Annotated in this window: 22 protein-coding genes and 1 other RNA gene; 20 read left to right on the forward strand and 3 right to left on the reverse strand. The window is 64.6% G+C overall.

What is annotated here, in order from left to right:
* Positions 1 to 10 precede the first annotated feature (10 nt).
* From ssrS to mgtE, 6 genes are all read left to right on the forward strand, one after another.
* A non-coding RNA gene (gene ssrS / locus DXH78_RS09440) (6S RNA) lies at positions 11 to 164 on the forward strand.
* Positions 165 to 293: 129 nt separating this feature from the next.
* On the forward strand, positions 294 to 881 hold the full coding sequence (locus DXH78_RS09445; protein WP_283805615.1) for a 5-formyltetrahydrofolate cyclo-ligase: 588 nt from the start codon (positions 294 to 296) through the stop codon (positions 879 to 881).
* A gap of 10 nt (positions 882 to 891) precedes the next feature.
* Positions 892 to 1710 carry a TIGR00282 family metallophosphoesterase gene (locus DXH78_RS09450; RefSeq protein ID WP_115516791.1) on the forward strand — a complete coding sequence of 273 codons (819 nt, stop codon included), beginning with the start codon at positions 892 to 894 and terminating at the stop codon, positions 1708 to 1710.
* A gap of 37 nt (positions 1711 to 1747) precedes the next feature.
* Positions 1748 to 3109 carry a methyltransferase domain-containing protein gene (locus DXH78_RS09455; RefSeq protein WP_168192758.1) on the forward strand — a complete coding sequence of 454 codons (1362 nt, stop codon included), beginning with the start codon at positions 1748 to 1750 and terminating at the stop codon, positions 3107 to 3109.
* 196 nt (positions 3110 to 3305) lie between these two features.
* Entirely contained in the window at positions 3306 to 4052 is a 747-nt protein-coding gene (locus DXH78_RS09460) for a YebC/PmpR family DNA-binding transcriptional regulator (protein ID WP_115516793.1), read from the forward strand.
* Between the two features lie 234 nt (positions 4053 to 4286).
* On the forward strand, positions 4287 to 5660 hold the full coding sequence (gene mgtE / locus DXH78_RS09465) for a magnesium transporter (protein WP_115516794.1): 1374 nt from the start codon (positions 4287 to 4289) through the stop codon (positions 5658 to 5660).
* A 10-nt stretch (positions 5661 to 5670) separates the two neighbouring features.
* On the opposite strand, the gene DXH78_RS09470 is transcribed toward mgtE, so the two are convergent.
* Complete coding sequence (locus DXH78_RS09470; protein WP_115516795.1) at positions 5671 to 6432, reverse strand: sulfite exporter TauE/SafE family protein; 762 nt, start codon at positions 6430 to 6432, stop codon at positions 5671 to 5673.
* Between the two features lie 97 nt (positions 6433 to 6529).
* On the opposite strand from DXH78_RS09470, the gene ruvC reads away from it, so the two are divergent.
* From ruvC to DXH78_RS09505, 7 genes are all read left to right on the forward strand, one after another.
* Complete coding sequence (ruvC, locus tag DXH78_RS09475) at positions 6530 to 7045, forward strand: crossover junction endodeoxyribonuclease RuvC (protein WP_115516796.1); 516 nt, start codon at positions 6530 to 6532, stop codon at positions 7043 to 7045.
* A 168-nt stretch (positions 7046 to 7213) separates the two neighbouring features.
* Positions 7214 to 7831 (forward strand): Holliday junction branch migration protein RuvA, encoded by a 618-nt coding sequence (ruvA, locus tag DXH78_RS09480; protein ID WP_115516797.1) that lies wholly within the window; start codon positions 7214 to 7216, stop codon positions 7829 to 7831.
* Between the two features lie 11 nt (positions 7832 to 7842).
* Positions 7843 to 8265: a cytidine deaminase gene (locus DXH78_RS09485; protein WP_115516798.1), complete on the forward strand. Its 423-nt coding sequence runs from the start codon at positions 7843 to 7845 to the stop codon at positions 8263 to 8265.
* The gene (gene ruvB, locus DXH78_RS09490; protein WP_115516799.1) at positions 8262 to 9311 is read left to right on the forward strand and encodes a Holliday junction branch migration DNA helicase RuvB; all 1050 of its coding nucleotides are present in this window, start codon (positions 8262 to 8264) and stop codon (positions 9309 to 9311) included. Before DXH78_RS09485 ends, ruvB begins: the two co-directional genes overlap by 4 nt.
* Before the next feature lie 5 nt (positions 9312 to 9316).
* Positions 9317 to 9781 carry a tol-pal system-associated acyl-CoA thioesterase gene (gene ybgC / locus DXH78_RS09495; RefSeq protein ID WP_245416783.1) on the forward strand — a complete coding sequence of 155 codons (465 nt, stop codon included), beginning with the start codon at positions 9317 to 9319 and terminating at the stop codon, positions 9779 to 9781.
* Positions 9782 to 9868: 87 nt separating this feature from the next.
* Positions 9869 to 10441, forward strand: coding sequence for a methylated-DNA--[protein]-cysteine S-methyltransferase (locus tag DXH78_RS09500; RefSeq protein ID WP_115516801.1), 573 nt, complete (start codon positions 9869 to 9871; stop codon positions 10439 to 10441).
* A 66-nt stretch (positions 10442 to 10507) separates the two neighbouring features.
* A complete protein-coding gene (locus tag DXH78_RS09505) occupies positions 10508 to 11164 on the forward strand; it encodes a TetR/AcrR family transcriptional regulator (RefSeq protein WP_115516802.1) in 657 nt (218 codons plus the stop codon).
* A gap of 27 nt (positions 11165 to 11191) precedes the next feature.
* Here the strand turns inward: DXH78_RS09505 and DXH78_RS09510 are convergent, their stop codons facing one another.
* Positions 11192 to 12040, reverse strand: coding sequence for an SDR family oxidoreductase (locus DXH78_RS09510; protein WP_115516803.1), 849 nt, complete (start codon positions 12038 to 12040; stop codon positions 11192 to 11194).
* A 135-nt stretch (positions 12041 to 12175) separates the two neighbouring features.
* On the opposite strand from DXH78_RS09510, the gene DXH78_RS09515 reads away from it, so the two are divergent.
* Complete coding sequence (locus DXH78_RS09515; RefSeq protein ID WP_115516804.1) at positions 12176 to 12625, forward strand: winged helix-turn-helix transcriptional regulator; 450 nt, start codon at positions 12176 to 12178, stop codon at positions 12623 to 12625.
* A 43-nt stretch (positions 12626 to 12668) separates the two neighbouring features.
* Here the strand turns inward: DXH78_RS09515 and DXH78_RS09520 are convergent, their stop codons facing one another.
* On the reverse strand, positions 12669 to 12935 hold the full coding sequence (locus DXH78_RS09520; RefSeq protein WP_115516805.1) for a BrnA antitoxin family protein: 267 nt from the start codon (positions 12933 to 12935) through the stop codon (positions 12669 to 12671).
* Positions 12936 to 13417: 482 nt separating this feature from the next.
* Here DXH78_RS09520 and DXH78_RS09530 point away from each other — a divergent pair, with 482 nt between their 5' ends.
* The 6 genes from DXH78_RS09530 to pal all read left to right on the forward strand — a co-directional run bounded on the left by DXH78_RS09530 (position 13418) and on the right by pal (position 18589).
* Positions 13418 to 13864 (forward strand): DUF2852 domain-containing protein, encoded by a 447-nt coding sequence (locus tag DXH78_RS09530; RefSeq protein WP_115517829.1) that lies wholly within the window; start codon positions 13418 to 13420, stop codon positions 13862 to 13864.
* A 411-nt stretch (positions 13865 to 14275) separates the two neighbouring features.
* The gene (tolQ, locus tag DXH78_RS09535; RefSeq protein ID WP_115516806.1) at positions 14276 to 14995 is read left to right on the forward strand and encodes a protein TolQ; all 720 of its coding nucleotides are present in this window, start codon (positions 14276 to 14278) and stop codon (positions 14993 to 14995) included.
* 62 nt (positions 14996 to 15057) lie between these two features.
* Positions 15058 to 15504 (forward strand): protein TolR, encoded by a 447-nt coding sequence (gene tolR, locus DXH78_RS09540; protein ID WP_115516807.1) that lies wholly within the window; start codon positions 15058 to 15060, stop codon positions 15502 to 15504.
* Positions 15505 to 15516: 12 nt separating this feature from the next.
* Complete coding sequence (locus DXH78_RS09545) at positions 15517 to 16419, forward strand: protein TolA (RefSeq protein WP_210209530.1); 903 nt, start codon at positions 15517 to 15519, stop codon at positions 16417 to 16419.
* 108 nt (positions 16420 to 16527) lie between these two features.
* Entirely contained in the window at positions 16528 to 17820 is a 1293-nt protein-coding gene (tolB, locus tag DXH78_RS09550; RefSeq protein WP_430727494.1) for a Tol-Pal system beta propeller repeat protein TolB, read from the forward strand.
* A 268-nt stretch (positions 17821 to 18088) separates the two neighbouring features.
* Positions 18089 to 18589 (forward strand): peptidoglycan-associated lipoprotein Pal, encoded by a 501-nt coding sequence (gene pal, locus DXH78_RS09555; protein ID WP_245416784.1) that lies wholly within the window; start codon positions 18089 to 18091, stop codon positions 18587 to 18589.
* Positions 18590 to 18645 lie beyond the last annotated feature (56 nt).

Genomic DNA, 18645 nt, shown 5'->3' on the forward strand with positions numbered 1-18645 from the left:
CATTGGAACGGCGGGGCTGCGAGGTGCGTGGGGGACACATTCCCCGGGGCCTTACGATCCTCAAGGGAGCTGTCCCTGGCCAGGCCCGTGGGCTTGGTCACATGGCGCCCACCTACTTATGTAGGTTCCCGGGATCACACTCCCACGGCCGTTGCGGCTCCGCACTTGTTTAACTTGTCCCGGGCGCATCGCAGAGCGTAGCGATGTGATGCAGAACCGGGACCGTTCCAGATCGTGGCGGTCCCGGATCAGCGGCGCACCGCTGCGCGCTGCACCGCATCCGGGACAAGATTGTGCCACCGCTTTCCGCTTCCCCGCGTCCTGACGACAAATCATCCCTCCGCGACGCCACGCTCGCCAGGCGCGACGCTATGCCCGCGGCCGAGCGGCAGGCGGCGGCGGAGACACTGGCCGCGCGCGGTCTGCCGATCGCGGTGAAACCGGACGCGATCGTCTCCGGCTTCATGCCAATGAAGACCGAGATCAATCCGCTGCCGCTGATGCGCAAACTGGCGGGCGAGGGCGCCGCACTGGCGCTGCCCTGCATCGACGGGCGCGGCAAGCCGCTGATCATGCGCGCCTACCGTTTTGGTGACGCTTTCAAGTCCGGCCAATGGGGCATTCGCGAGCCGATGCCCGAGGCGGCCGAAGTGAAGCCCGATATCCTTCTGGTGCCGCTGGTCTGTTTCGACCGCAGCGGCCAGCGCATCGGCTATGGCGCCGGCTATTACGACCGCACCATCGCCGGCTTGCGTGCCATCAAGCCCGTCACCACGATCGGCATTGCCTTCGCGATGCAGGAAATACCGCAGGTGCCCGCCACCGACCGCGACGAGCGGCTCGACTTCGTGCTAACGGAAAAAGAAATCATCGCGATTTGAAAGCTGACGGATGCGACTGTTATTTATTGGCGACATTGTCGGGCGCGCGGGCCGTGCCATCGTTCAGAACAAACTTCCGGGTCTGGTGCGTGACTGGAAACTCGATCTGGTCGTCATCAATGGCGAAAACGCCGCCGGCGGCTTCGGCATCACCGAGGCCATCTATCACGAGCTGATCGACGCCGGCGCCGACGCCATAACGCTCGGCAACCACTCCTGGGATCAGCGCGAGGCGCTGGTCTTTATCGAGCGCGCGCCGCGCCTCATTCGCCCGGTGAATTATCCGAAGGGTGCGCCGGGCCGTGGTGCGGCCCTGGTTGAGGCCAAGAACGGCAAGCGCGCACTGGTCATCAACGTCATGGGCCGCATCTTCATGGACCCGCTCGACGATCCCTTCGCAGCGGTCGAGCGCGAAATCGCAGCCTGTCCGTTGCGCGAGGCGGCGGACGCCATCGTCGTCGACATTCATTGCGAGGCGTCGAGCGAAAAGCAGGCGATGGGTTATTTCTGCGACGGCCGCGCCTCGCTCGTCGTCGGCACGCATACCCATGTGCCGACCGCCGATCATCGCATCATGCCGGGCGGCACGGCCTTCATGACCGATGCCGGCATGACCGGCGACTATGACAGTGTCATCGGCATGGTGAAGGACGAGCCGCTGTCGCGCTTCCTGCGCAAGATTCCCGGCTCCAAGTTCGAACCTGCCGCCGGCCCGGCGACCTTGTCCGGCGTAGCAGTCGAGCTCGACGACAAGACGGGCCTCGCGGTCACGGTGTCGGCAGTGCGCATTGGCGGGCTGCTCGAGCAGACGGCGCCGCAGTGGGGTTAACCTTTCGTTAACCACGTTGATGTCCTCTGAGGACATCATGGCGCTTCACGTCAACGCAAATCTCGCTCTTAAGATTGTTCATGACGAAGCGCGTCGGCCTGATGCTTTGCGCCAGCCCGATCCGCGCGCGCAGCTTGCCGCGCAATTCATCCCGGCCGGCGCCCGCCTTCTCGATCTCGGTCATGGTGGCGGCGAGACGTTGCGCGACCTGGTGCCGTTCGGCTGCGCCTATGAAGCCGTCGATCATCTGACGCACGGCAAGGGCTCGCTGATCCACAATCTCACCGGCGCCGAATTCCCGACCAAGGCGGCGACCGAAAGCGACATCATCCTGATGCTCGGCGTGCTCGAACAGGTCGAAGACCTCGACGGCCTGTTCACGCATCTGCGCTTCTGCAGGCAGGACGTGATCGTCACGTATTGTCCGACCGATCTCGTGGGCGGGCCGGCGCGCGAGACGCGCGGCTTTGCCAACCACATGGGCTATGCCGAGCTGGCCCGGCTGTTCGACCGCTACGGCTTCCGCATCGAATGCACGGCGCCGGTCAGCGATACTGAGATGATGTTTCGCCTGACGCCGACGGGCCGCGTTGCGCCGGTCGCGGCCTGCGACGTCGCCGTCGTCTCGGAAAGCGACGCCGCCAATTTCGGCGATCGGCTCGGCGTGCAGATGATCAACAGCCTGCTGCCGGGCGAGGCGCGCATTCACCACATGACTTTCGACAGCTTGCGCGAAGGTCTTGCGGCCGCGCGGGAAAGTTACGATCTCGTCGTCGTCGGCGTCGGTAACGCAATGTTCCAGCCGCTGATCGGCGACGACATCCTGCGCATCCTGGCGCGCGCCAAATCCGCCATCGGCATTTTCGGCACCGCCTATCGCGAACTCATGCCGCGGCCGATGATCGAGCGCGTCATCGATCGCCTCGATGTCTGGTACGCACCCTATGCCGACGACGTCATGCTCTATGGTCGTGGCCGCTCCAACGCCGTGCATCTCGGTGACTGGACCATCGGGCAGTTTCCGCTGACCCGCTCGATGCTGGATGAGCCGCTGCAGATCGGCGCCAATATCGGCGCCGAAATCCCGCTCGACCGCACCATCGAGCTGATCCAGCGGCACCGCAAAGTCTATTCGGCGCGGCTGCATCCCCTGCTGTGCGCGCTGACGTCGGCCGAATACGTGGCCTATGCCGAAGAGGCCTCCGACCGGATGCCCGGCATCGTCTCCGGCAAGTTCCGCTCGATGCTCGTCGATGTGTTCGGCCGCAGCTATCCCGAGCGCGAGTTCTTCATGGTCGATGGCGACGCGGTCGCCCGCTACAAGGCCCGCGTCCACGCCAATGTCGCCGAGATGCGCGGCCGGGTCGCGGCCATGCTGCGCAACGTGGCGGTGGCTTGATTGCCGTCATTCCGGGGCAGTCCGAAGGACCGAACCCGGAAGCCAGACACCAACCGAAACCTTTTCTACCTGGCTGGATTCCGGGTTCGCGAGCTTTGCTCGCGCCCCGGAATGACAGGTTCAGAGTTTATTTTCCCCGCCGCCCGGATTATATAGCCGGCACCCATTCCACCTTCAGAACGCGCGATCAAGAGCCATGGCTGGTCATTCCCAATTCAAGAACATCATGCACCGCAAGGGGAAGCAGGACAAAGTCCGCTCCAAGGTGTTCAGCAAGCTCGGTCGAGAAATCACGGTGGCGGCCAAGCTCGGCCTGCCGGACCCTGCCTTCAATCCGCGCCTGCGCCTCGCGATTATCGCGGCCCGCGCCGAGAACATGCCGAAGGACAATATCGAGCGCGCCATCAAGAAGGCATCCGGCTCGGAGCAGGATAATTACGAGGAGATCCGCTACGAGGGCTATGCCCCGGGCGGCGTCGCTGTCATCGTCGAGGCGTTGACCGACAACACCAACCGCACCGCCAGCGACGTGCGATCGGCCTTCACCAAGGCCGGCGGCAATCTCGGCACCACCGGCGCGGTGTCCTTCATGTTCGATCGGATCGGCGTCATCGAATACGACGCTGACAAGGCCAGTGCCGACGCCATGCTGGAAGCCGGCATCGAGGGCGGCGCCGAGGACGTGATTTCGGACGAGGGCGGCCACCAGGTCATCACCACGCCGGAGACGCTCGCCGACGTGACCAAGGCTCTGGAAGCCAAGTTCGGCGAGCCGCGCAAGTCGGGCATCACCTGGAAGCCGCAGAACACCGTCGCGGTCGACGACGAGGCCGGCGAGAAAATCCTCAAGCTGATCGAAGTGCTGGAAGAGAGCGACGACGTGCAGAACGTCTATGCCAACTTCGAACTGTCCGACGCGCTGATGCAGAAGATGAGCGCTTAAGGCCAGGCGGTCTTTCTTTTTACGCCGAATTTGCCTTGACGCTTCCGGCCCGCTCGTCCAATGGAGAGGCGCGCGCCGACGGCGCTCGCCCAACGATCAATTTCAGAGATTCCGAAAACCATGCCTAACGATGGCCCTAGTACCGGCGGCCTGCTCTCGGCGTTCGAGGCGTAATACGCGCATGGCGTGACGCACCTCGGCCCTAGCAACGGCCGTCCTCCAAAAAGGTGCGCGATGGATACCGAAAACCTTCTTCACAAGGCCGACCTTTCGCCGTCTGAGCTCGCCAAGGCGATGCTTAACCGGCATGTCGGCGACAACGTCGAAACGCTGAACAATCTGGAAATCGAGCAGGCGGCGCCGGTGCTGGCGGCGCTGCCGGTCGAACGCGCGGTCGAAATCCTCGACCAGCCGGAATTCTTCGGCGGCCCCGAGCTCATCGCTTCGCTGCCGGCGGCCCATGCCGCCGCGCTGCTCAACGCCATGTCGGCCGACCGCGCCGCCGATATCGTGCGCCTGTTGCCGGAGGATACCGCGCCGCTGGTGCTGGCCGTGCTCGACGACGAGAGCCGCAGCGCCATCCAGCGCCTGCTGGTCTACCCGGAAGACACCGCGGGCGGCCTGATGACGACCGAGTTCGTCAGCGTGCCGTCGAACTTCACGGTGGGGCAGACTTTGGAGCACATTCGCCACGTCGAGCGCACCCGCGAGACCGTCTACGCCATCTATGTGCTCGATCCGGCGACCAAGCGCCTGGTGCAGATGGTCACATTGCGCCGGCTCATCTCCGCCGACCCGTCGGCGCCGATCCTGTCGGCGGCGCGCGAGAGCAAGCCGATCACGGTGACGCCGCAGACCGACCGCGAAGAGGTCGGGCGGCTGTTCCGCAAATACGACCTGCTGGCCGTGCCGGTGGTCGATCACTTCGGTCATGTGCTCGGCATCGTCACGGTCGATGACGCCATCGACGCCATGCTGCAGGAGAGCAGCGAGGACGTGCAGAAGTTCGGCGGCATGGAAGCGATCGACAAGCCCTATTTGCAGATGGGTTTCGGCGCCATGATCAAGAAGCGCGCCGGCTGGCTGTGCGTTCTGTTCCTCAGCGAAATGCTGACCGCGAGCGCCATGCAGTCCTTCGAGGCCGAACTGGAGAAGGCCATTGTGCTAACCTTGTTCGTGCCGCTGATCATGAGCTCCGGTGGCAATTCCGGCTCGCAGGCGACCTCGCTGCTGATCCGTTCGCTGGCGCTCCAGGAACTGCGCCTGCGCGACTGGTGGCGCGTCGCCATCCGCGAATTGCCGACCGGCATCGTGCTCGGCTCGTTCCTCGGCATCATCGGCATCGCGCGCATTGCCATCTGGCAGTCGGCGGGCCTCTACGATTACGGCCCGCACTGGCAGCTTGTCGCGCTCACCGTCGGCACGGCGCTGATCGGCATCGTCACCTTCGGCTCGATGGCGGGCTCGATGCTGCCCTTCATCCTCAAGCGCGCCGGCTTCGACCCGGCGAGCGCATCCGCGCCGTTCGTGGCGACGTTGGTCGATGTCACCGGCCTCGTCATCTACTTCAGCGTGGCGCTGGTGATTTTGCGCGGCACATTGCTTTAGGGATCACGCGCTAGCGCAGCGCGTCGAAAAGCGGCAGGCTGACGAGCCCCGAGAAGCCGATGATGATGTAAGCGACACGCCGATAGAGCGTGTCGCTGGTGCCGCGGAACCAGCGCGCGCCCACCGCCATCGCCGCGATGAAGGGGATGCCGATCACGAAAGCGAGCGCCAGCACCTCGGCGCCGAACACGCCGGCGATGGCATAAGCGGCGATCGCCAGCGCGCCCTGAATGGCGAACAGCACCATGATGTTGGCGCGCACCGTGGTCGCGTTGTTCGGACCGCCGAGCCAGAACACCAGAAGCGCCGGCGCCGCGATCTGCACCGCGCCGGAGCCGAAGCCGGCAAAAGCGCCGACGCCGAGCGAGGCCGCGATGGTCGGACGGCCGTGGTAGCGCCACCCGGTGATCAACACGACAAGGGCGAACAGCACCAGCGCTGCGATGAACCAGCGCAGGACCAGGGCATCGACATAAACCAGCGCCGCGACGCCGACGGGCAGGGCGAGCGCGCCGGCGATCGCCACGGGAAGCACCTCGCGGCGGGTCGCCTGCGGCCAGCACTGGACGGCGAAAGGGGCGCTGCAAATGGTGTCGAACAGCAGCAAGGTCGGCGCCGCGATGTGCGGGCCGTAAACCGCCGAAATCAGCGGGATATAAATGAGGGCCGAGCCGAAGCCGGTGAAGCCGCGCACCAGCCCGGCCGCGACGGAAATGGCCAGAGCAACGGGAAAGCGCGGATCGGCGACGACCGACGCGAAAATTTCTGTCATTGGAACCAGCCCCGGCAGGACGGTCGTTCTACCAGCCGGGCCCGGACGGGGCTACCGGCTTCTGGCCCGCCGCCGTCCCCGGGGTTATCAACGGGACATGGCCAGCCAACCGATTCGCATTCTCGGCATCGATCCGGGCCTCCGCCGCACCGGCTGGGGGCTGATCGAAAGCGAAGGCAATCGTCTGATCCATGTCGCCTGCGGTTCGGTGGAGACCTCCGAACGTGTCGATCTTGGCCAGCGGCTGGTCGCGATCCATGACGGGCTGATGGCAGTGATCGAGCGCTACGCCCCGCAGGAAGCCGCGGTGGAGCAGACTTTCGTCAACGGCAACGGCGCCTCGACGCTCAAGCTCGGTCAGGCGCGCGGCATCGCCATGCTGGTTCCCTCGCGCGCGGGTCTCAGCGTTGCCGAATACGCACCGAACCTGATCAAGAAGACGGTGGTCGGCGCCGGCCATGCCGAGAAGGCGCAAATCCGGCTGATGATCGGCGTGCTGCTGCCGAAGGCGCAGCCGAAGAGCGAGGACGCCGCCGACGCGCTGGCGATCGCCATTTGCCATGCGCATCATCGCGCCAGCATCATGTTGAAGATGAAGGTGGCGGCGCGATGAGGGGCAAGCCTTGGCTTTCCATGTACTGCAGCCCTCATCGGCCTCATGCTGAGGAGGCGGCGCAGCGGCTGTCTCGAAGCATGAGACCGCCCCATCCTTCGAGACGCGGCCTGCGGCCGCTCCTCAGGATGAGGCGGAGAGAGACGGCAGCATGATCGGCAAGCTCCAATGATTGGAAAATTAAAAGGCATCATCGATAGCTACGGCGAGGATTACGTCATTCTCGATGTGGGCGGCGTCGGCTATCAGGTGCATTGCGCGGCGCGCACGCTGACCGCGCTGCCGGCGCCGGGCGAAGCGGCGACACTCGCCATTGAAACCTATGTGCGCGAGGACCAGATCAAGCTCTTCGGTTTCACGACCGACGCCGAGCGCGAATGGTTCCGCCTGTTGCAGACGGTGCAGGGCGTCGGCGCCAAGGTGGCGCTGTCGGTGCTGTCGACACTGAAGGTCAATGAACTCGCCAATGCCATTGCCATGCGCGACAAGGCTTCGGTGGCGCGCACGCCGGGTGTCGGCGCCAAGGTCGCCGAGCGCATCGTGTCGGAACTGAAAGACAAGGTGCCGGCCTACGCCGATGTCGATTTCGGCGCGGCGCAAATGGCCGGTGCGGTCGATGAGCGGCGCGCGCCCAAGCCGGTGCTCGATGCCGTGTCGGCGCTGGTCAATCTCGGCTATGGCCAGCCGCAGGCGGCAACTGCGATTGCAGCAGCATCGCGCGCGCTGGGCGAGGGCGCGGAGACGGCGGCGCTGATCCGGCAGGGACTTAAAGAACTTGCCAAATGACAGATGAGCGAATGAAACTGACCGCGAAAGACAAAGAGCTGATCGACGCCGCCACCAAGGCGATCAAGTCGCGCTATCGCAATGACTGGCAGGAGGTCGGCGCGGCGCTGCGCACGCGCGACGGCCGCCTTGTCGTCGGCGTCAATCTCGACGCCTATGTCGGGCGCGGCGCGGTCTGCGCCGAGGCGGTGGCGATCGGCACCGCGCTGACGGACAAAGGCGATCAGGGCATCGAGACCATTGTCGCCGTGCGTCATCCCAAGCCGGGTGAGCCCGGCGACATTGCCGTTGTGTCGCCCTGCGGCGCCTGCCGCGAACTGATCCACGACTACGACGCCAAGGCGCGCGTCATCGTGCCTGACGGCAAGAAGGGTCCGACCGTGGTGACCATCGGTGAATTGCTGCCGAACAAATATCGCCGGGGGATGATGTGACCACGACCCCCAAGCGCCTCGTGACCCCGGACAAGCGCGACGACGATGTCGACGCCTCGCTGCGGCCGCAGAAGCTCGCCGAGTTCGTCGGCCAGGAAAAAGCCCGCGCCAATCTCTCGGTGTTCATCGAGGCGGCCAAGGCGCGCGGCGAGGCGCTGGATCATGTGCTGTTCGTCGGACCGCCCGGCCTCGGCAAGACGACTTTGGCGCAGATCGTGGCGCGTGAGATGGGCGTCAATTTCCGCTCCACCTCGGGCCCGGTGATCGCCAAGGCCGGCGATCTTGCTGCGCTGCTCACCAATCTCGAGCCGCGCGACGTGCTGTTCATCGACGAGATCCATCGCCTCAATCCGCATGTCGAGGAAATCCTCTATCCGGCGATGGAGGACTTCCAGCTCGATCTCATCATCGGCGAAGGTCCCGCGGCGCGTTCGGTGAAGATCGATCTGGCGCCATTCACTTTGGTTGGCGCGACGACGCGCGCCGGGCTGCTGACCAATCCGCTGCGCGACCGCTTCGGCATTCCGATCCGTTTGAATTTCTACACCGAGGCCGAACTCGAACTCATCGTGGCGCGCGGCGCGCGCGTGCTCGGTCTGCCGATGACGCCGGAAGGCGCCAACGAGATTGCCAAGCGCTCGCGTGGTACCCCGCGCATCGCCGGCCGGCTGCTGCGCCGCGTGCGCGACTTTGCCCACGTCGATGGCGACAAGGCGGTCGACCGTGCGATTGCCGACAAGGCATTGTCGGCCCTCGAAGTGGACGCCAGCGGCCTCGACGCCATGGACCGTCGCTACCTGAAAATGATCGCCGAGAACTATGCCGGCGGACCGGTCGGCATCGAGACCATCGCCGCGGCCTTGTCGGAGCCGCGCGACGCCATCGAGGACATCATCGAACCTTATCTGATCCAGAAGGGCTTCATCCAGCGCACGCCGCGCGGCCGTTTGCTGACCGGCGCCGCGTTCAAGCACCTCGGCCTCAACGAGCCCAAGCGAGATCCGAGCCAGTTCGGGTTGTTCGCTGGGGAGGAAGACGCGGAGTAACGCAGTTGGCATTGAACTCTCTCGACGGCACCGTCACCGACGGCCTGCATCATCAGAAAATCCGCGTCTATTACGAGGACACGGATTTTTCCGGCGTCGTCTATCACGCCAGCTATCTGCGTTTCATGGAGCGCGGGCGCACCAATTATCTGCGCCTCCTCGGGGCCGATCACCGCGCGCTGTTCGAGGAAACCGAGAAGGAAGCGCCGGGCTTTGCCTTCGTGGTGCGGCAGATGAAGATCGACTTCAAGCGGCCGGCGAAGATGGACGACCTGCTCGATCTCTATACGCGGCCGAAAGAGGTCAAGGGCGCCTCGATCACGCTGCATCAGCAGGTCAAGCGCGGCGACGAATTGCTGGTCGAAGCCGATGTGCAGGTCGCTTTCGTCTCCGGCGGCCGCGCGAAGCCGATCCCGAAGCCGCTGCGCATTGCCATGAAGGCGGATCAGGACGCCGGCGGGGCTGCTTAACGCCGGTGCGCCCGCGTCTGTGGCGCGGCGTTTGCCGTCGTCAGAAATCGGGCGGCGCGCGGCGGTCGCACGTGCTAGATTTGCACCATGAACGAACAAAGCTTCACACTGTTCGACACGGCCATCGGCGTTTGCGCCATCGCCTGGAATGCGCGCGGCCTGATTGGCGTGCAATTGCCGGAAGGCGAGACGGATGCGACACGCCGGCGGATGCGCGAGCGTTTCCCCGATGCGGCCGAGCGCATGCCGGACCTCGCCGCGCAACAGGCCGTCGACGGCATTGTGGCGCTGCTGAGCGGAAACAGGCGCGACCTTTCTGCCGTTGTCATCGACGACAGCGCGACGCCCGAATTCAACGCGCGCGTTTATAAAATCGTGCGGCAGATTCCGCCGGGCGAGACGCTAACCTATGGCGAGGTCGCCGAACGCCTCGGCGACAAGACGCTGGCGCGCGCCGTCGGTCAGGCGATGGGGCAGAACCCGTGTCCCGTCGTCATGCCCTGTCATCGTGTGCTGGCGGCCAGCGGTCACACCGGCGGCTTCTCCGCGCCTGGCGGCGTGGTGACGAAACTGAAGCTGCTCACCATCGAGGGCGCGCAGCCCGGCGGGCCCACCTTGTTTGACTCCTTGCCGCTCGCCGTCGCGCCACACGGGCGCTGACGCGGGTTCCACTCGCTTTCTTTGCCTGACTCATGTAAAGCCCCTTCACATGAAGGCTTGCTGCGCATGAGATGGACCAAGCACGGGCGCGATGGTGCGTCGGGTGGCGGTGAGGGCCCGCGCGGCTACCATCACGGCAACCTCAAAGAGGCGCTGGTCCGTGCGGCGCTGGAACTCATCGCCGAGAAGGGCCCGGCCGGCTTCACCTTTGCCGACGCGGCGCGCTGGGCCGGCGTCTCACCGGCGGCGCCCTATCGTCATTTCAAGAGCCGCGAGGAACTGCTCGCCGACGTGGCGCGGCGCGGCTTCGAGTTGTTCACGGCCGCCCTCGACAAAGCCTGGGACGATGGCAAGCCCGATCCGCTGACGGCATTCCACCGGCTCGGCAAGGCCTATCTCGATTTCGCGCGCGACATGCCGGCCTATTACTCGGCGATGTTCGAAGCCGGCGTGCCACAGGACACCGATCCGCAAATGCGCATCGCGGGAGAGAACGCCTTCGGCGTCTTGCGCGCGGCGGCGGAACGGCTGGTGGCTTCGATGCCGGCGGGCGCGCGGCCGCCGGCCTTGATGGTGGCGCTGCATATCTGGTCGATGACGCACGGCATCGCGTCGCTGTTCGGGCGCGGCGATCGCGCGCGGCGGGCGCTGCCCATGGCGCCGGACGAACTGCTCGAGGCCGCCGTGCTTGTTTATTTGCGCGGCCTCGGCCTGCCGGCGTGAGGCCGGCAGGCTTGGGTTATCCGCGTCTTAGGCGGTGAGGATCGCTTTCACGGCGTCGGCCAGCGGCGTGGTCGGCTTGCCCGTCAGCTTCGACAAGGTCTTGCTGTCGTCGAACAGGGCGCCTTGCGCAATCGGCACTTCCCAGCCGGCGATCATCTTGGCGAAACCTTCCGGCACGCCGTGGCTGGCAAGACCCGCCGCGTAGTCGGCAACGCTGACATTCGTGTAGGGAATCGTCTTGCCGGTCTGCCTGGAAATTTCCGCAGCCAGCTCCGCGAGCGTGAAGGCCTTGTCGGCAGCCAGCTCATAGGTCTTGCCGTCATGGCCCGATGTCGTGAGCACCGCGACCGCCGCTGCGGCGTAGTCGGTGCGCGGGGTGGCGGCAATCTTGCCGTCGCTGGCCGCGCCGTACAGCGCGCCGCCCGCCACCGCGCCCTGGATGCCGGCCGCATAGTTCTCGGTGTACCAGCCGTTGCGCAGGAAGGTGTACGGGATGCCGGATGCCTTGATCGCGGCTTCGGAGGTGCGATGCTCGGCGGCAAGATCGATGCCCGAGGTGTCGGCGTGCAGGATGCTCGTATAGACGATGCGTTTGACGCCGGTCTTTTTCGCGGCCGCGACCACCGCCTCATGCTGCGCCCCGCGCTGGCCAACGTCGTTCGACGAGATCAGCAGCAGAGTATCGATGCCCTTGAAGGCGGCCTCGAGCGTGGCCGGCTTGGTGTAATCGGCCTCACGGGCGGCGACGCCGAGATCGGCGGCTTTCGCGGGTGTGCGGACGAGGGCGACGATGTCGCCGGCCGGGACCTTGGACTTGAGCTGGGCCACGATGAGACGGCCGAGCTGGCCGGTGGCGCCGGTAATTCCGATAGTCATGGATTGGATTCCTTGAGGGTGAGAAGCGATACCCCCACATAAATGACTTGATTATTTTTAGTAAGTACATACAAAAGCGTAAGTATGAAGAAAGTTCGGTGCCGCATGGCGGCCCACTGGCCGGAGCCTGAACCTATGCCGCGACCGTCAGATTTTTTGGAAACCGAGCCTCCGTCGCTTTCGGAGCTGCTCGCCCGCGGCGATCTCCTCGCCGAAGCCTGCCCCTCTCGCGAGGTGTTGAAGCACCTGACCAGCCGCTGGGGCGTGCTGGTGATGATCGTGCTGGAGCGGCGCATGCACCGCTTCAGCGAACTGCGCCGGGCAGTCGGCGGGGTGAGCGAGCGCATGCTGGCGCAGACGCTGCAGAATCTCGAGAAGGACGGCATGGTCGCGCGCGTCGCTTACGAGGTCGTGCCGCCGCATGTGGAATACAGCCTGACGCCGCTCGGCCGCGAAGCGGCGGAAAAGGTGAGGGTGCTCGCCGACTGGATCGAGACGAGCATGCCACGCATCATGACGCATTGGGAAAAAGCTGGCAGCGCGCGGGCGGGGGATGCCGTGGCTCATGAAGGCCACGCAATCTGACAATCGCCGGCGTGCCGGAGCGCGATTGACGACGTGAGGGCGCCTAGCCGGCTTTCAGTTTTCTCGCTTTCCGCAAATCCGCGTTCATCCGAGTCTGCCAGCCGGCGCCAGTCGCGCGGTATGCGGCCAGTACGTCGGCATCGAGTCTGAGCTTCACCGCCTGTTTCGGATTTTCCAGGGGCGGACGTCCTCTGCGAACAAGCTTGCCAGCTTGTCGAATTTCTGCGCGGTCCAAGAATTCTTCGGTCAGCTCCGGTGCGTCATCCGGATCTTTCCATGCGGCTGTTCCAGATTTTTTCTTCTTTGGCATGGCAATGTCTCATCGAGATGATGAGCGGGCTTCGCCGCGCTGTGTCCAGACCATCACCACCAGTCGCCCGTCGACAATCGATGCGGTCAGTCCCGCGAACAGTTCGGCGGCGCGGGCGAAATCCAGCCCCGCGGTGCTCAAGCGTCAAAGCACGCTTCGCCGGGTCGAACGTTACAATAATTATTGTACCCCCAATATTAGCGCAGTCAAGGCGAACTCAATTTATGCGAGTATATCGCCGCGGTGCTCGTAAAGTGGATGGCTAGGTTGTCACGGCCGAAAAAGGTCGCCCTAGCCGCATCGACGCCTTCCACCGGTTGCCCCTCCTAAATTCCCCAGCGCTAAAGCGCCGCGGCCCCTCGTATCTGCGCTGGCGATCCCCATCTGGAAAATTGCGATGTGAAGGGTGTTGACATTCCGCTTGAGCACCCTTACTCATGTAAATGTTATTTACATTCACAACGGAGACCGGAGAGGCCGACATGCCAATCACCGCCAAGCTCGACGAATTCGGCAAGCCCGCCTGGATTGCCCTCACCGTACTGGGCTTCATGGCCTGGTGGCCTATCGGCCTGGCAACTCTGGCCTTCACAATCGGGAGCGGAAGAATGGGATGCGGTTATCGCGGCCACGATCGCTGGCAGCACAAGATGGATCGCCTGCAATCCAAGATGGACTGGATGCGCTCGAAGATGAGCGGCGGCCAGGGGTCCGGTTTTGGCGGTTCGTCCTGGGGCGGTGCCCCCTCGAGTGGCAACTCGGCCTTCGATGAATACCGCAACGAAACGTTGCAGCGTCTCGAGGAAGAGCAGCGCGAGTTCAAATCGTTCCTGGAGCGGCTGCGTTTCGCCAAGGACAAGACCGAATTCGACGCCTTCATGTCCGAGCGGCGCAACCGCCCGGCGCCGGAAAGCCCGACGCAGAACTAGCGTTTGATCCTGGAAATGCCCGCCCCCGACGTGATCGGGGGCGGGTCCGGATTTCGGATCGGATCATGCGTTAGATGTAGTCCCCCAACCCATCGGCATGGTCTGTAGCCGTCCGCTCTCTCCCCGAGGCGGGCGGCCTTTCTTTTTTGCTTTACGGGCGCCGGCCTTTGGCCTTTAGGCGAAGTCGTTTTGTGACGGCCGACCGTCACACGCGCTAACGAATCCTTTACCATAAAGGGCGCTGTCTAGCGGGCACAAAGGCCAGCAAAAGTCCGTATTTTAGCGGGCCCTGCGCCCTCATTTGGCCAAGTTTGGCAGGGATTCCGCCTGCTGAGCTCAAGCCAATGGATTTTAAACACCGGGGTGCCGGGCCTTCACCACAAGGTCCGCGCCGCGCAAAGGACGTGCCTTATGAATCCTGCCGATGTGGCACAGTCGTTGCCGACCATCGTTGCCTCCGACCTGTCGCTGTGGACCCTGTTCTGGCACGCCCACTGGGTCGTGAAATTCGTCATGGTCGGCCTGCTGACCTGCTCGGTGTGGGTCTGGGCGATCGTCATCGACAAGTGGGTGCTGTATGCGCGCAACGCTCGCGCCATGCGCAATTTCGAGGCGCAGTTCTGGTCCGGCCAGTCGCTCGAAGAGCTCTATCGCATCCATGCCACCAAGCCGTCCAATTCGATGGCGGCGCTGTTCGTTGCCGCGATGCAGGAGTGGAAGCGCAGCTTTTCCACCCAGCAGCGCTCCTTTGCGGGTCTGCAAACGCGCCTCGACAAGGTGATGCAGGTCACCATCTCGCGCGAGGTCGAACGGCTGGAGAAGCGGCTGCTGGTGCTGGCGACGGTCGGTTCTGCGGGTCCCTTCGTCGGCCTGTTCGGCACCGTCTGGGGCATCATGACGAGCTTCCAGTCGATCGCTGCGTCGAAGAACACATCGCTCGCCGTGGTCGCGCCGGGCATCGCCGAGGCGCTGTTTGCGACCGCGGTCGGCCTCATCGCCGCCATACCGGCGACGATTTTCTATAACAAGTTCGCCGGCGAAGTGAATAAACAGGCGCAGCAGCTCGAGGGGTTTGCCGACGAGTTCTCCGCCATCCTGTCGCGCCAGATCGACGAGCGCGGCGCCGGCTGAACCGGATTGCATGAACGGATCGCGGAGCGCCGCGATCCTGGTCTTGAGGGGACGACGACGCAATGGCAGCGAATGCGGGAACGCCCGTTATCGGCAAGGGCCGTCGGCGCCGCCGTGGCGTGATGGCGGAAATCAACGTCACGCCGATGGTCGACGTGATGCTGGTGCTGCTCATCATTTTCATGGTGTCGGCGCCGCTTCTGACCGTCGGCGTGCCGATCGATCTGCCGCAGTCGCAGGCCAAGAGCCTCGACCAGGACCGCGAACCGCTGACGCTGTCGGTCAACACGCAAGGCAAGGTCTATCTGCAGAACGAGGAAATCGAGCTCGCCAAGCTGGTGCCGAAACTCGAAGCGGTCGCGCAGGCGCGCGGCGGCAAGGAGGCCCGTGTCTATGTGCGTGGCGACAAGAACGCGAACTATGGATCGATGATGGCGGTGATGGGCCGTTTGTCGGCGGCCGGCTTCCACCGCGTCGCTCTGGTCACCGAATTCGAGCAGGGCAAATAACCGTCGATGCAGATGCGGACGGCATCGGTGATCTCGACCGCCCTGCACATTGCGGTGCTGGGCTGGGCGACGCTGTCCTTTTCCAGCAAGGCCTTCGAAGTGACGCCGCCGGAATCGCTGCCGGTCGATATCATCAGCGACAAGGACTTCTCGGAAATCACCAAGGGTGTGAAGGACGCCAAGAAGGTCGAGGAAAAGCCGAAGCCGGTGGTCGAGAAGGTCGCCGAGCCGCCGCCCAAGCCGGTCGAAGAACTCAAGCCGACGGTCAACGAAAAGCGCGAAGTCGCCGCCAACAAGGAAGCGGCGCCGGAGCCGCCCAAGCCCGAGCCGAAGCCGCCGGAGAAGAAGCCCGAGGCCAAGCCGGAGCCGCCGAAACCCGACCAGATCGCCGACATGCTCAAAGAAGAAAAGCCGAAGCCGGAAGCCAAGGCCGAGCCGCAGCCGTTGCCGCCGAAAAAGCCGCCGCTGCCGAAACAGCAGCCCGAACAGAAATTCGACGCCAGCAAGATCGCCGCGCTGCTCGACAAGCGCGATCCGACGCGCGCCGCCGCGACCGGCGCCGAGGTCAACAAGAATGCCAGCCTGGGCGCTGCCAATGCCAATGCGGCACGGCTGAGCCAGTCGGAAATCGACGCTTTCCGCCGGCGCGTCGCCTCGTGCTGGACCATTCCGGTTGGCGCCGAGGGCGCCGACAATCTGAAGGTGGTGTTCCGGGTCATGTTCCGGCGCGACGGCACCGTCGAGAGTGGTCCCAGCCCGGTCGAGGGCTCGGCCTCGCCTTACGGGCCGGCCTTCGCCGAGAGTGGCCGGCGCGCCATTCTGCAGTGCCAGCCCTATACAATGCTCAGGCCCGAACACTACGACAGCTGGAAAGATATCGAGATCGGCTTTACGCCGCGCGACATGTTCCAGTAGTTGTTATTTGCGATCATCCGGCAATATGAGCCGGCCCGGTACGGAAGCGATTGAATGGTGCGATCCAGCGACGTTTTAAATTCAAGCCTGCCCACCCGCCGCGGCGTGATGGCCGGGGCCGGGGCTGGTGCGCTTTTGGCGCTGGCGCCGCGTCAGGCCGGGGCCGTGCTGCGGCTCGAAATCACCTCGGGCAATGTCCAGGCGATGCCGATCGCGCTGCCGGATTTCGTCGCCGGCACGCCGGGCGATGCCGAGATCGCGCGCAACGTCACCGCGATCATCTCGAACAATCTGCAGCGCTCGGGCCTGTTCGCGCCGATCAATCCGGCGGCCTTCACGGAGAAGGTCACCAATTCCGACGCCGTGCCGCGCTTTGCCGACTGGCGTGTCATCAACGCGCAGGCGCTGGTGACCGGCCGCATCACCAAGCAGGCCGACGGCCGCCTCAAGGCCGAATTCCGCCTGTGGGATGTGTTCGCCGGCCAGCAGCTCGACGGCAAGCAGTACTTCACCACGCCGGACAACTGGCGGCGTATCGCGCATATCATTTCGGATGCGGTCTATGAGCGTCTGACCGGCGAAAAGGGCTATTTCGACAGCCGCATCGTCTTCGTCGACGAAACCGGACCGAAGGACCGCCGCGTCAAGCGGCTCGCCATCATGGATCAGGACGGCGCCGGCGTGCGCTACCTGACCCGCGGCGACGACCTGGTGCTGACGCCGCGCTTCAATCCGACGACGCAAGAGATCACCTACATGTCCTACGGGCAGGCCGATCCGCGCGTCTATCTGCTCAACATCGAGACTGGCCAGCGCGAGATCGTCGGCAACTTCCCGGGCATGACCTTCGCGCCGAGATTCTCGCCCGACGGCCAGCGCGTCATCATGAGTTTGCAGCAGGGCCCGAACTCCAATCTGTTCGTGATGGACCTGCGCTCCAAGCAGACGACGCGGCTCACCGACACGCCGGCCATCGATACGGCGCCGTGCTATTCGCCGGACGGCCGCTCCATCTGTTTCGAAAGCGATCGCGGCGGCTCACCGCAGATTTATGTGATGGCGGCCAGCGGCGGTCCGGCGCAGCGCATCTCGTTCGGCGAAGGTTCGCACTCGACGCCGGTGTGGTCGCCGCGCGGCGACTACATTGCCTTCACCGGCCAGGCGCGCGGTCAGTTCTCGATCGGCATTCTCAAGCCGGACGGCCAGGGCGAACGCCTGCTCACCTCGGGCTTCCACAATGAAGGCCCGACCTTCGCGCCGAACGGCCGCGTGCTGATGTTCTTCCGCGATCCGGGGCAGGGGCCGTCGCTCTATACGATCGACATCACCGGCCGTAACGAACAGAAGGTGCCGACGCCGTCGCTGGCGTCCGATCCGGCCTGGTCGCCGCTGTTGTCGTAAGGCCGCAATCGTCCAGGGTTCGCCCCGAAAAGCCGACGAATTACGTCCGCGCGCCGTCAGAGCGCCATATTCACCGGCTCTTAACCATGAGCGGCGGTTTAAGCCGTTCGGATAAGGTTTAGGGGCCGCGGCAAGGTTCCATTTAGGTTGATGGAAGGTTCGCTTAACCACCCCGCGGTTAGATGTGGGGCTTAAGCGCGCGGCTCGTTCCGGTTCGTTGCTGTCGGACCTGACGCGCACCGCATCGGCGGGTGTACGGAGTTAGAAGATGATCGAAATCGGAAAATTTGCGCGCGGCATGCGGCTTGTGGCCGTGCTCGCTTTCGGCCTGGCCATCTCGGCCTGCGCCAACCAGAACGCCACGGATGGCGCCAATGGCGGGGCCGGCTCGGCGTCGACGCCGGGCAGCCAGCAGGACTTCGTCGTCAATGTCGGCGACCGCGTCTTCTTCGAAACGGACCAGACCGAACTCACCGCGACGGGCCGCGAGACGCTCGACAAGCAGGCCCAGTGGCTGACGCGCTACAGCCAGTACACCTTCGTGATCGAAGGTCACGCCGACGAACGCGGCACCCGCGAATACAACATCGCGCTCGGCGCCCGCCGCGCCCAGTCGGTGCGCGATTATCTCGTCTCGCGCGGCATCAATGTCGGCCGCATGCGGACCATCTCCTACGGCAAGGAACGCCCGGTCGCCGTCTGTAACGACATCTCGTGCTGGTCGCAGAACCGCCGCGCCGTCACGGTGCTCAACGCCGGCGGCGCCTGATAGCCCCGCTGCGGCGCTCTTAGCGAATGTTGCGATGCCCGGCCTGGTGCCGGGCA

Source organism: Undibacter mobilis (genome assembly GCF_003367195.1).
Classification (GTDB): domain Bacteria; phylum Pseudomonadota; class Alphaproteobacteria; order Rhizobiales; family Xanthobacteraceae; genus Pseudolabrys; species Pseudolabrys mobilis.